The organism is Methanolapillus ohkumae, assembly GCF_032594355.1.
Taxonomy (GTDB): Archaea; Halobacteriota; Methanosarcinia; order Methanosarcinales; family Methanosarcinaceae; genus Methanolapillus; species Methanolapillus ohkumae.
Genome location: NZ_CP131061.1, coordinates 464,415 through 478,859, shown reverse-complemented (window position 1 = coordinate 478,859; position 14,445 = coordinate 464,415). Strand labels below are relative to the sequence as shown.

Below are 14,445 nucleotides of genomic sequence, written 5' to 3'. Positions count from 1 at the left end.
TGTTTAGATACGATATATAATCCAAAAAAATACCCTTTTATTCTTTGTTCTTGTTTAAGGTAAATTTAAGTTGATTTGTTGATCGGTGGAAAAACGAATCAATATCATTGAATGAAAGTAAAATGGATTCGAAAAATTTTTTGTTTAATAAGGATTGAATATTTTTGTTTATATTTAAATAGGTTAAAAAATCACGAGGGAAACTTTATGAAAAAACTCAATACTTTATTTGTTTTGCTGCTTTTGTTGATGTCGATGATTCCGATGACGGGATTTGCGGGAGCGGAGGATAACGGAGTCGCTTCAGCATATGCCGTAATTGCAATGGCTAAAAGCACAACAAAAAATGACCCGAATTTTCAATTTAATAACATTCCGGCTGGAACATATTCAATTGTTGCACACAATTTGATGAGTGTAAATCCTTATATGGCGATTGCGGAGGTAACTGTTACAAACGACAATGTCTCCGTTGGCGAACTTGTCATGTTAAAGGCAAATGACGGTACAAATATTGAAAATAAATTTGTTTATGACAACGTCTACAGTTTAATCCGTGCAACAGATGCAGACAGTCTTCCTGCCACAAGCGGGTCTTATAACATTTCCGGAATTATTTCCAGAACCAGTTCAGGGTCTCGAAATGATAATGCGACACTTTATTTAATCCAAGGTCCGATTATCACAAATGTTGTTTATGATTTGGTGCAAAGTAAATTGATTATCAAAGCTTACGGTGCAGAATCTGTAGAGGTGTCATATGTCGATGTTGCCGGAAAAACAAAAACAAAAACTCCAATTAAATCCACCGGCATTTACACACTCGACCTAACATCTGATGATATTGTTTCCGGTCAGTCTGATGTAGTAGTTACAGCAAAATTCGGGTCAGATGCGGTTTCTCAAAAAATAATTTTTGAAAACGGGGGGTATCAAGTTGTTGCTATGGCAAAAAGCACAACTAAGAATGACCCAAATTATATTTTTGGAAATATTCCTGCCGGAAAATACGTTATTGTTGCTACAAATTTTATGGGTGTAAATCCGTATACAGTCATTGAAGAAGTGATTGTTACGGATTCGGATGTAGCTGTTAATGAAATCGTCATGAAAAAAGCGAATGATCCGATTGATTTAAATTTGGCTGAAAATAAATTGGTTTACGATACGATTTATGTTCCTTTTCTCAAATCGCTTCAATCAGAAGATATTCCGGTATTGAGCGGTTCTTATAAAATTTCGGGGATTGTTTCCAGAAGTAATCCCGGATCCAAAAATGATAATGCGACACTTTATTTGCTGAAAGGACCGGTTATCACAAGTGCTTCTTATGATACCTCTAAAAGTCAAGTAAAAGTCAAAGCTTACGGTTCTGATTTTGTTTCAGTTTCTTTTATGGACGCAAACAATGCAAAAACAACAATTGAAAATTTCAATCCATCCAACAATGAATATACGATCAATATTCCTGCATCTGATTTGAAAATCGGACGAACAGACATTACAATTACGGCAAAAACCGAAATGAATACAGATACAAAAAAAGTTGTTGCAATCCAAGGAGATCCGGCTTTACTTGGCGCACCCAGAAAAGTCGTCATCATTACCGGTCATAGTTATGCCGGAATTATTAATGATTTGAAATCAAAATATGATGCGAACGGATCCAATGTCGAATTGATTCTCATCGAAACCAAAAAGGTGAATGCTGAAACAGCGGTCGGATACCGGAAACAAATTAAGGATGCGGATGTCATTACCATTCACATGATTACCACGTCTACGACGTGGAGTTTGCTCAATGATTCGATTAAAACGACCTGTACAAACGGAGCTTTCCTTTATGATGATAACCGGACGGCCCGCTCTCCGACAACAGATTATAAAATAAAATCCGTTTACGGCGTTTCCGATACGCCCGCCAATCTGGCGGCTTATGACACAAAAATCGGAACTTATTGGTCCAATGCGCCGTTTGAGCCAAGTAATTTGGAATCCATGGTGAATATGGTCTTACAAGATTTTTACGGCCGGTATGATTTGGACTCCAAAGAACCGGTAACGTTGCCGGATAAAATGATTTACCATCCGCACATGGACAATCTTTTCATTTCAAATTATGACGATTACATCACTTGGTATCAGTCCAAAGAAAAGAAATGGGATGGAGAAGATATGGCTTACAAATACGATTCAAACAAGCCAACGGTTGGAATCGTCTTTTACAAAGCGTATTATCCGGACAAAATCGAACCGATTAACAAAATGATTGAAGAATTTGAAAAAGCGGATGTCAACGTCATTGCAACATTCAGCGAAAATGGCCTCATGCTGGATGGAAATGAGATGGGCGGGAAATATTTCCGCAAAGGAGAACTGGATGCCATCATGATGTTCCGGTACATGGGAAGTGCTTACTTTAACGCAACCGAACTCAACGTTCCGGTTTTTAATGTCATGGCGGTCGACATGACAAAGGAAGAATGGGAGAAATCCTCCAACCCTCTTGGAACAACCGTTTCCAACCGTTTGGTCAACCAGGAGCTCAACGGTTTTATTGACCCGATTGTGGTCATGTGGACGGATGAAACCAACTCCACAAAACCGCTCAACGACCAAATCATTTGGCTCAAAGACCGTGTTCTCGGACAGATTACCCTTCAGGAAAAGGCAAATGCCGACAAAAATGTGGCGGTGATTTATTACAACCACGGCGGCGGCAAAGGAAATATCGGCGCGTCTTATTTAAATGTCCCGGAAAGCATAATTTCATTGCTTAACGGAATGGAATCGGCCGGCTATAACATCAATTCTTCCAAAGCGCCGGACGCGGAAACATTGGTCACTTCCATGACCACACAAGGCATTAATATCGGAAACTGGGCTCCCGGAGAACTCAAAAAAATGATCGGAGACTTTGATGTTTCCGGCGGCGAAGATATTTACGACACCGGAAAAGCAGTTTTGATTTCCAAAGAGTTGTATTTGGAATGGTTCCATGATGTCTTTTTAGGAGACTGGTTTGAAGCATCCATCGCCCCCTTAAGCGATGATGAGAAAACACAAAGAATTGCCGCTCAGGAAGCCCTTTACCAATCCAAATTAAAAGAAGTCGAAAAATTATGGGGAACCGCTCCCGGAAACATCATGGTGTATGAAGGGTATCTTGTGATTCCTTACATCAATGTCAGCGATGAAAGCGGAACAGGTGATGGCCGCGTTATTTTAACACCGCAACCTTCCCGTGCGGCGGAAACAAGCATTGAAGCTCTGTACCACAACACAACAATTCCGCCGACACATCAGTACATCGCCTTTTACCTTTGGCTCCAACATGAACACAATTTGCAAACCAATCCCCAAGAACTTGGGTTTGACGCGGATGCCTTAATTCATTTGGGACGGCACGGCACCCAGGAATGGCTGCCCGGAAAAGAAACAGGTCTTTCCAGATATGATTGGCCGGCATTGATGGTGGGCGGAATTCCGGTTATTTATCCCTACATTGTGGATGGAATCGGAGAGGGCCTCAATGCAAAACGGCGTGGAGATGCGGTGATTGTGGATCACATGACACCGGCTGTCGTGTATGCCGGAATTGACAGCTCGACAGATTACGGAAAATTAAATGAAAATATTTTCCAATATCAATCTTCCGAAGGTACAATTAAAGCCGGATACAAACAATCCGTCATTGACGGACTGGTCAAACTCGGTCTGGACAAGCAATTCGGAACCACCAAAAGTAAAATGGAAAAAATGTCGGATGCGGAGTTCAATCATGTTTTGGATCAAGCCGAAGAGGTGTTGGAAGAAATTCGGATGACTTACATCCCATATGGTCTTCACGTCCTTGGAAAACCTCTTGAAGGCGAAGCTTTAAACGGCATGGTTTATTCTATGCTTGGAAGTGCGTACATCAACCGGGTGAAAGAAGCAAAAGGAACGGAAAATACAGCTTATTCCATGATTCAGGCGGTTGTTTCCGGAGTTGGCCCAAGTGAAACGGTTTCTTCTTCTCTTCCTCAAGCAACTTCTGATCAAAAAACAGAACTTGTGAAGGATTTGACAAACGCTTCGATTTATGCCGGAAATCTCAAAATATCCAATGAAATTCCGCAAATTTTGCGGGCTTTAAACGGTGAATTTATTCAACCCAAAGCCGGCGGCGACCCGGTTGCAAAACCGCAGGTTCTCCCGACCGGCGGTAATTTCCAATCCATTGACCCTAAAACGATTCCGTCTCCGCAAGCTTGGGACATTGCCGTTAAATTAACGGATCAATTCCTGGCGGATTATTATGAGAAAAACAATAATAAATGGCCCAACACCATGGCTTTCATTCTTTGGGCAGGGGAAACTTCCCGCCAAAGCGGTGTTTTGGAAGCTCAAATTATGTATTTGATGGGAATTCAACCGACTTGGAGCGGTGTTAATATTGAGCCGCTGGATGAAAATTCCAACAAAAATGTCATTCCGGCAAGCGAGTTAAAAGTGACGCTCAACAATGGAACGATGGTGACAAGACCGCGCATCGATGTGGTGGTGGAAATTTCCGGTGTTTACCGTGACACGTTCCCGGATAAAATTTTGATGTTGGATAAAGCGGTCCGAATCGCCTATAATCAAACGGATGGCGTGAATTATGTCCGGGAAAACACGGACAAAATTTACAACAACGGAAAGAATGGTTTTTCCAAAGATGAGGCGATGTCTCGTATTTTCGGGCCGGCGGCTGACTCTTATGGTGCCGGAATGGCTGATTTGGTGGGCTCCACAAATGCTTGGGATTCGGCCGACCAATTGGCAAAACATTATATTTCCCGGATGGGCTTTATCTATAACAGCGTCGGAAGCTGGGGTTCCATAAATAATGAAAAACTTTATGAGAAGCGTCTTTCGACGGTGGATGTTACGATTCACAGCCGTTCATCCTCGATTTACGGCGTCACCGATATTGATGATTTCTATCAATATTTGGGCGGCTTAAACGCGGCGGTCAGATATTCAAGACCGGATGGAAAAGAGCCGGCATCGTACGTGATGGATCTTCGAAAGCCGGGGAATGAAAAAATGACCGATCTTGAGACTTACATCAGCAACGAATTGGCCGCAAGAGCGCTGAATCCGAAATGGCAGGAAGGCATGCGGGAAAACGGGTATGCCGGTTCCCGTGAAATGGCAAAAATGATTGAAAATCTGTGGGGTTGGAAAGCTTTGCAGCCGGATTTAATTTCCGATCAAATGTGGAATCAAGTTTATGAGGCTCTTTTGACCGGAGAGAATAAAGAATGGCTCAAAACCGATCCGGCAAATGCTTACAGTTATCAATCTATGATTGCACGAATGATTGACGCGGCTACAAAAGATAACGGAAAATATTGGAATGCCGACCAAAAAGTCCTCAACGACTTGGTTAACCAATATGTAGATTCCGTCATCGACCATGGCGTCGCTTGCTGTCACCACACCTGCGGAAACCCGTTTTTTGACAGCTTTATCCAAGGGCAAATGTCGGTGGCCGGAGTTTCCGAAGAAAAACAAAAGCAATTCTTAGATACGCTGATGACTGCCACCGAGCGAGAAATAAAACCGTTGGAGTCCGGTAAAAAAGATTCCGGCGGCGCCGGAGGTTACGGAATGGCTATCGTGTCCGGCGGCGAAAGCGCCGAACAAAAACCTGTTGAGAATCCGGCGGATTCGGGTGCCGGTTACGGAACGGACCTTGGAGCAAAATCCGGAACGGTGGATGGGTATGAGATGATTCCCACAACGATCAATTCAGCAACCGCCGCACTTCGTGATTTCTTGGGCAATCCCACGTTCTCAACATCCAGTTTTGTTGCGATTGCGATTGTCATTCTCTTGGTCGGTGCCGTTTTCTTCGGATTTAGAAGAAAAGGAGCCTGATTGAAAAATAAGCAACAAGTCTATATTTTTCAAAAAAATAACTCCTATAATTAAAACCCGTTTCAAACGAAAGAGATTTTCTCTTTCGTTTTTAACTTTTTTGCTTTAATTTTTTTGCTTTAATTTTTTTGTAGTAATTTCTTGCTTAATTTCTTGCTTTAATTTTTTTGTTTTAATTTTGTTTCCCCCGTTTTTCATAAAACGATACTTTCTTTTTCACGATCTCTTATTACTTCTTACCTATTTGGATTATAGTTCTTATCAAAATAAATCCCTTTTTATTGGATGACAACAAACTATTCCAAACTTGTCTGTTTTTAAAATAGTCTCATTTATTTAAAACATGACTAGAAGGCTTAATTTTTTAAAACAGATTTTAAAAATCAATTTTATTTTAAATTTTTTAAAAATCATTTTTTGTGTTTTAATTATTTTATGAGGGAGACAAATGTTTCAAAAAATAAACATAAAAAAAATCGGAACGATTTTTATATTGCTGTTATTGCTGATTTCAATGATTCCGCTTTCTGCGGCAGAACCATCCACATTGATTTCCGGGTCGGATGACAAAATTGATGTTTTGTATATCGGCAATGCCGGCTACTTTGACATGGCGATAACGACGGCAATGCATGATCAAATGATGTACAAAGATGATTTTAACATTCAAACGATTGAAATTGCTTATCCGGCGACGGCGGATTTAAGTCCTTATGATTTGAATACTTTTGATTTTATTTTTGTAGATATGGCCTATTATGGAATTAAGGCGGAGGATTGGTCTCTTTTTGAAGCTGCGCATAATAATGGCGTCACATTAATTGCTTTTATGAATGACTATCAAGGATACACACCCGTTCCGGATTCCTTTGATTTTCGAGACACGCCTGAACTCACAACAAGCACAACATACTCCGCAGATTCTGTTCGTATCTTTTTTGAAATGTTTGCCGATCAAACAAGTTATTCGGCCGAACCGGTTGAACTTCAATATGATTATGCCGAAAACATTTTGATGTTCTTGGCCAAAGAGAAAAGCACCCTTGACCCCAAATGCAAAGCGATTACGGATGATTGGACCGCTTGGAAATCGGTTAAAATCGCTTACCTCGGTTTTTCCGGACAAGAAAAATGGGTTTACGCCAATCCTTATTCTTCTTTTATGGACGTGACATTTTTGCCGGATTATTGGAAAAGTTCTGAAAACCAAACCATTGTCAATTTCGGAAATTCCGGCGGCTTTGCAAATCAAAATCTAATTCTATTAAATATGATTGTTGCAGCATCGTGTCAAGGAATAGATGACAAAATTACAAATTCAAACTACAAACTGGAAAATGTCGCCAAAACAAAACCTGTTTTAATATTCAATACGGGAGGATTAGGACCGGAGTATGCCGAAGAAATTGACAATAAAAATCATCCGCTTTCCGTTGATGTTCAATTAAATGAGCAAATTTTAGTTTTAGCCGGACGTGAATACGGGTCCAAGGAGTTGGACCATTTCACAAAAGAATGGATTCTTAAAAGTGCTTCTCCGACCTACGGGATTTATCATCCGGATCTGCCAGGCAAAACTTATGAAACCCTGGACAATTATTTGACCGATTATTCGGTTCCGGGACAATATGATCCGCAGCACCATGTTTACAATGATTCCAACCGAACCGTCGGACTTTGGTTCCACAAAGAATATTTCTCGGACGGACGGCTCCCAATTATCAATGCGGTCATTGCCGACTTAGAATCCAAAAACATCAATGTCATCGCAACGTATGACATATTCAGAGAATCCGATGATGGCAGCGGAAATCCCATCAATCCGACAATGAAATATTTCGCGGACAGCAATGGAAAAGTTCTCATCAGGTCCGCGATTTCCATTAAAGACTTTTCCTTTAATTACAATGATTATGAGGAAGGATTGGAATGGTTAAATGAACTCAATGTCACGGTTTTAAAAGCGGTTACAACCGCGTCCGCGGACGGTCAAATTTCCAAAGACTCATTGGTATATTCCACCGTTTCCCCAAACCGTGACGGAATGGGCGATTTCATTCTCATCGGCGGTCCATCTAAAGACGGTGCGATCATCTACGACGACCAAATTGATTGGCTCAACAATCGCGCGATTGCCTGGGCAAATTTAAAAGCAAAAGACAACGCCGATAAAAAAATCGCGATTCTTTACTACAATTATCCGCCCGGAAAAGACGGAATCGGCGCCAACTATCTCAATGTCATGAGAAGTTTTGCCGGCTGTGAAACCACACAATTCCCCGGCCTTTTAAGACAAATGAAAGACGAAGGCTATACGATTTCGTTTGACAATCTGCCAAGCAGCGTCACAGAGTCCACGCTCAATGAAACAAATCTTTTAGATTTGGTTTTCCGCCAGGGAATCAATGTCGGCGCGTATGCGCCCGGTGTCTTGAATACCATGGTTGATGAAAAAGGAAACACAAATGACGCAAATTGGTGGGGTGCAACGATGGTTCCGATCGAAACTTACCAAACGTGGTTTGATGCCACCATCACGAATACGACCATCCGGCAAGGAATCATTGATTCCTGGGGAGAGCCTTGGGATTACTCCAAGCCGCTTTTAAAAGACCAAAGCGGAATGATTTGGGAAAACAATACCACCGGGAAGCGATTTGTTGTGATTCCGGCCATCCGATTTGGAAATGTGTGGCTCACCCCGCAGCCGGACCGCGCGCTTGCGACCGACAAAGCCTTTTCCTATCACAGCGGCGACATTCCGCCGACACACCAATATGTGGCCTACTATCTGTGGCTTCAAAATGAGTTTAAACCGGATGCGATTATTAATTTCGGAACACATGGGACGCATGAATGGCTGCCCGGATCGCCTCATGGCATGGACGCGAAAAATGATTTAAGCCCGCTCTTGCTTGGGGATATTCCAAACATCTACCCTTACATTGTCGCAAACGTCGGCGAAGGACTGACCGCCGAATACCGCGGAAATGCGCTCATCATTGACCACATGACACCGCCAATGATTCGTTCGAATTTGGATTCCAACGCGGATTTGGAGTGGCTGGAAAAAGAAATTCAAGCTTATTTCATTTCCCAAGCTGGCGGCGATTCCGGAACAAACGCCCAGCGTCAAAATGCCATTGTCACACGAATGTTTGCGGCCGGCATCGACGACGTCATCGGTATGGACAAGTACAAACGTGAAATCAATGAAAATAATCCCAATAAGGTGACAGACCTACAGCTTCAGGGATATCTGAAAGGCATGAGTCAAGACGATTTTTCGAAATTCCTCAAAGAAGATTTGTTTGATTATGTCGAATCCGTTAAAGAAAACAGTCTTCCATATGGGATGCATGTTTACGGGCAAAGTCCGACGGAGGATCAAATCGGTGCGATGCTTCGCAATATGTGGGGACACCAATTTGATGATGTGATTTACAACGCTTATTACAAAGACGCCGGATATGTCAGTATTCCGTATTCTGAAGAAGAACACATTCATGAGATGGTCATTGAGCTTGCGGACGCGTCAACGGCGGCTGAAATGAAAAACATTTTAGAAAATTATTATTCTCTGTCGAGTTACACGAATGAAGACCACGAGTCCGTTATTCGTTTCATCTTGGGACCGGCGATGTATTTTGAAGGAGAAACAGATGCAAATGTTGTCATTTCAAAATGGGATTCCATCACCACCCGAACAGACGCAAATGGAGATCCGGTGACGGTAATGGATGAACTTCGGGATGAAATCGTCTTTGCCTACTATTTCTATTCCGCAGCTCCGGCGACGGATAAATTGAATACGAGCATTGAAAATGTGACAAAATATTGTATCGACAATAAAGGATCAGGCAAAGTGGACGCCGCACTCATCAACAAGGCGCTATCTGTTGAATTTAAAACACAATCCCATCAAAATAAAGGCATTGTTTCTTATCTGACCGGATACGGCCGGCTGAATTATGCTCAAAATTTAAAAGATTGCGGCGATTCCGAAACAACGAGTTTATTGCGTGCGCTTTCCGGCGGCTACATTTGGCCCAACGCCGGAAATGATCCGATTCAGAATCCGAGCGCGCTTCCGACCGGTAAAAACTTCTACGGAATCGACCCGGACAAATTCCCGACCAAACCAGCCTGGGAAGTCGGAAAGTCTTTGGCGGACCAAATGATCGCGAAATATTACAACGATCATGGAAAGTGGCCGGACACCATTGCATTCTCCCGGTTTGGTGTTGAATTTATCCGAGATGAGGGCGCTCTTGAAGCCTGCGCGCTTTACTTGCTGGGGGTTGAGCCGGTTTGGGATGTCAACGGAAAAGTGGATCCGAAATCAGTCAAAGTCATTTCGCTAAATGATTTGAAAATCACATTCTATGATGAAAAACAAAAGAAAGAAGTGACGATGAACCGGCCGAGAATTGATATTGTTTATACAACCGCCGGCATGCGTGACGCGTTTGGCGACAAACTCAAACTCATCAATGTCGGGGTCAAAGCGGTGGCAACCTTAAATGAACCAGATGAATGGAATTATGTCAAAAAGAATTCGGACAAACTTATTGCGGCCGGATTTGAGGATTTGGCTTATTTCCGCTGTTTTGCCAACGAACCCGGAAATTATGAAATCGGCACCGGCAATTTGGTAAGCGCCAGCGGTTCTTGGGACGATCCGCAATCGGTTGTGGATATGTACATCAAAAACATGGGCTTTGTCTTTGGCGATGATTCGACATGGGGACAAAAAGCGCCGGATTTCTTTAAAGCGCTTCTCGGAAGCGTGGACGCAACCGTTCATGCCGACTCATCCAATTTGTATGACACCTTGGACAACGATGATTTCTTCCAGTATTTCGGAGCTTTGAACATGGCGGTGAAATACACACGCAATGACGGCAAAATGCCGGACATGTTTGTGGCCGATACCAAAAATGTCGGACAAAACGCTCGCACAAACGGCGGAAAAATCTACACGCTTAAGGAGTACATCAACATTGATTTGGAATCCCGGTACATGAATGAAGAGTGGATTCGGGGCATGATGGAAGCCGGTTATTCCGGATCCACCATGTATGCCGAATTCATTGAAAACATGTTTGGATGGGCGGTCACCAGCGATGGTGAGTTGATCAGTTATGAAAATTGGAAACGAGCTTATGATATTTACGTCAACAATTCCTTAGAGATCGAAGGCTTGGACCAGTTCATGAAAGACAATCCGTACGCTTACCAATCTCTCACGTCCCGGATGCTTGAAAGTATGAGAAAAGATTATTTCAAAGCGGATGAAAGTTTAAAAGAATCCGATCCGGAAGCTTACAATAAACAAGTTCAGGCCTTAAAAGAAATGCAAAAAATGTTGATTGAGCAATACATGGATTCCGTCATCGACCATGGCGTCGCTTGCTGCCACCACACGTGCGGAAATCCGTCGTTTGACAAATTCATGGCTGGTCAGCTTTCCGTTTTGGGTGTTGATCCGGACAAAGAGGAAGCGTACTGGAAAATTGTCCAAGGCGCAACCGAGCGAACCAAACCGCCGGTGAACCCGTCTCCCTCAACATCCTCCGGCGGCGGATTTGGAACGGCATCTGTTTCAAGCGGACCTGCGGCGGAAAGTGCGGCTTCCGGTGAAAACCCTTCGGAAGGGTCGGATACCGGTGGCGGCTACGGAACGGATGGAAGCACCCCGGGAACCCCCCAAGCTCCGGTTTCCGGATATGAAATGACATCATCGATTCAAAATGCGGCGTCGGCGGTTCGTGACTTTATCACCAACCCTTCTTTTTCAACGTCCAGCATGATCGCGATTGCGATTGTCATCCTTTTGATCGGTGCCGTCTTCTTCGGATTTAAGAGGAAAGGAATTTGATGAAATATTAATTTGAAAACTTTAAAAAAACAAGAGAGGAATCTTTCCTCTTTTTGTTTTCTTGATTTTTTTTGTTTTTAAGGTTTTGTTTTAATTTTTTGCGTTAATTCTTATTTTGCGTGCCGCCGCCGCGCGCTATAGCAACACATTTTTTTTTAAAAGTCAACAAAAACGAAGGACTGATTTTTGTTTTTTAGATCTTTCACATCATTTTATTCATTTCTTATTTTTTCATTTTTTCTTATTATCTAAAAAAACCTTTCAACTAATACCTTGTTGAGTAATATATATAACCCAAAAACCACTCTTTATATAGCATTCTTCCCTATTTCTTTTCTCATGGAAGCTTTAGCATCTTTGATTGTTGTTGGTATTCTTTCGAGTGTATTCATATTCGGATTGAAAACCGGAATTGGTTGTGGATTCTCAAAAGTGAAGTGGCCGGTCGTGTTTGGGCTGTGCATTCTTTACTTTATCATTGCGGTTGTCGCCGGCTACTTTATGGACGCGATTGACGTCGCCTCGTTTATGAGTTCGCCGCTTGCGTCCGCCATTCACATCACATTGGCGCTTTTCATGGTTTTTGGCGGCATTTACACCATGAAGAAATGGAATGCCGGCTGCGACGTGTCCAAAAAAACTTTTTTGATTTTGGTCTTCCCCTGCCCGGTTTGTATGGCCGCTCTTTTGGTTTCTTGTGTGGCGCTCTCCACCGTTGTCACCATTGACGGCGTTTTAATCGGCGCCATTGTCGGAATCGTGTTTGCGGTCTCCATAATTCTTTCTACGCTTTTTATGAGAAATTTGGGCAAAATCACACAGTTGGTGGGTTTCCAATTTTCCGGAACGCCGGACACACTCGGTTCCGTCATGGTTTTTATCGGTGTATTCTATTTGACAGCCGCCATTATGATTCCGGCATACATTGCAGCCGGTTCACCGGATTCGGCTCCGGCGGTTCCGTTCACATCCGTGGAATTTACCTCCCTCTTCTTAACGCTCTTGATTATTATTTTCGGAGCGGTTTTGACCCGAATGGCCGACGGCGGCACGCCCAAGAAAAAAACACCGCTCACCCCTGAAAATAAAACCAATCCGAAATGAAATATCAAAATAACCGAAAAACAATTCTAATCAAAAACAAAACAATAACAGTCAAAAACTAAATAATAACAATCAAAAACAATCAAAAATAAACATTTTTCAGTTTATGTCTGACTTTAATATTTTATGTCTGACTTTATATTGATTTTAAAAAGGCAATAAGTGATACCCATGGAAATTAGTTTTTTAACAGACTTCGGCTCGACGATTTCGTATCTCATGTATATTTTTTCGAATTCACTTCTTTACCCGGTAATGATTTTGTTGATGTTGTTGGTCTTGGTTATTTTAATCCTGACCGGTGAATACATTACGGAATATACGAGACGGCATAGAGATCCGGTCGCTTTTGAAAAGACATTGAACACTTTGTCTAAAGTCATGAAAGAGCCGAATGGAAATGAGAAAGCGGCTGAAATTTTCCGAAATTTGGACGATCAAACCCAAACCGTCGTTTCTTTTTCCAAAGAAGTGGCGGATTTTGTTCAAGACAAAAACTATACGTCCATTTCAAGAGTGGCAGATGATTATGAAGTCAAAATGGTCAAACGGACAGAAAAAACAAGAATTATCACCACCGTTGGCCCGATGCTTGGTCTCATGGGAACACTGATCCCGCTCAGCCCGGCTCTCATCGGTCTGACGACCGGAGACATCGAATCCTTGGCGACAAACCTTGTGATTGCGTTCGCGACGACGGTTGTCGGACTCTTCTCCGCCGGAATCGCCTACTGCCTCACGGTGGTTCGTTCCCGCTGGTACTGGCAAGATATGGTGGACATTGACTACCTCATCGATGTGTTGGAGGAAAAGAAATGAGCCGCCGGGCAAGCAGAGGCCGGCGTGGTGCGTCTTTCGCCAAGCATGAACCGGAAAATCCGATGGCCAGCGTCGGAAACGTTTTTGACGTGGCGATGGTTTTCTCCGTCGCTCTTCTTGTGGCACTCGTGATGTCGTTTGGGCTCACGGAAATTTTGACGGACGATAGTGTTACCATTGTTAAAAATCCCGGACAGGATAACATGCAAATCATCACGAAAACCGACCAAGGCATTGAAATTATGGAGATCAACGCCGAAAAGCAAATCGGAGGCGGCATTGGAGAGATTCTTGGGACGGCTTACAAATTAGACGACGGTCGTGTGATTTACGTTCCGGAAAATAATTCAACGCCGGCGGCAAACAACACGACAACCCCCGTCGCGAATAATTCGTCCGCATCTTAAAATCTTAAATAATGATGAAATTTTCATCATTATCTTTTCTTTTTTTTATGATTTTTTTTGGCAAGCGCCCACGGTTATGGCAACAAATTCTTAAAAATTAATAAAATCGGCAGGTCGATTTTATTGATTTTTGGATTTGTTCATTTTTATTTTTACATTTTTTGATATGATATCTTTTTTGATTACATGTATAATCTAAAAACTCAGGTATATATTCTTAAAGAGGATTTATACACAAGTATGGTTGTTTTTTTATAGATAATAAAAAGATATCAAACAACCACGTGCTAAATATAATTTTATTAAAAAAGAATGTTCTTAAAA

General features: G+C 42.3%; 5 protein-coding genes. All 5 read left to right on the top strand.

Going from position 1 to position 14,445, the window contains the following annotated elements:
* Positions 1–207 precede the first annotated feature (207 nt).
* The 5 genes from MsAm2_RS01855 to MsAm2_RS01835 all read left to right on the top strand — a co-directional run bounded on the left by MsAm2_RS01855 (position 208) and on the right by MsAm2_RS01835 (position 14,121).
* The gene (locus MsAm2_RS01855; RefSeq protein ID WP_338098119.1) at positions 208–5,910 is read left to right on the top strand and encodes a cobaltochelatase subunit CobN; all 5,703 of its coding nucleotides are present in this window, start codon (positions 208–210) and stop codon (positions 5,908–5,910) included.
* Between the two features lie 514 nt (positions 5,911–6,424).
* A complete protein-coding gene (locus tag MsAm2_RS01850) occupies positions 6,425–11,791 on the top strand; it encodes a cobaltochelatase subunit CobN (protein WP_338098118.1) in 5,367 nt (1,788 codons plus the stop codon).
* A 339-nt stretch (positions 11,792–12,130) separates the two neighbouring features.
* Positions 12,131–12,895, top strand: a complete 765-nt coding sequence (locus MsAm2_RS01845) for a DUF2162 domain-containing protein (RefSeq protein WP_338098117.1) — start codon at positions 12,131–12,133, stop codon at positions 12,893–12,895.
* A 171-nt stretch (positions 12,896–13,066) separates the two neighbouring features.
* Entirely contained in the window at positions 13,067–13,714 is a 648-nt protein-coding gene (locus MsAm2_RS01840; RefSeq protein WP_338098116.1) for a MotA/TolQ/ExbB proton channel family protein, read from the top strand.
* Positions 13,711–14,121, top strand: a complete 411-nt coding sequence (locus MsAm2_RS01835; protein ID WP_338098115.1) for a DUF2149 domain-containing protein — start codon at positions 13,711–13,713, stop codon at positions 14,119–14,121. The genes MsAm2_RS01840 and MsAm2_RS01835 overlap by 4 nt, the downstream gene beginning before the upstream one ends.
* Positions 14,122–14,445 lie beyond the last annotated feature (324 nt).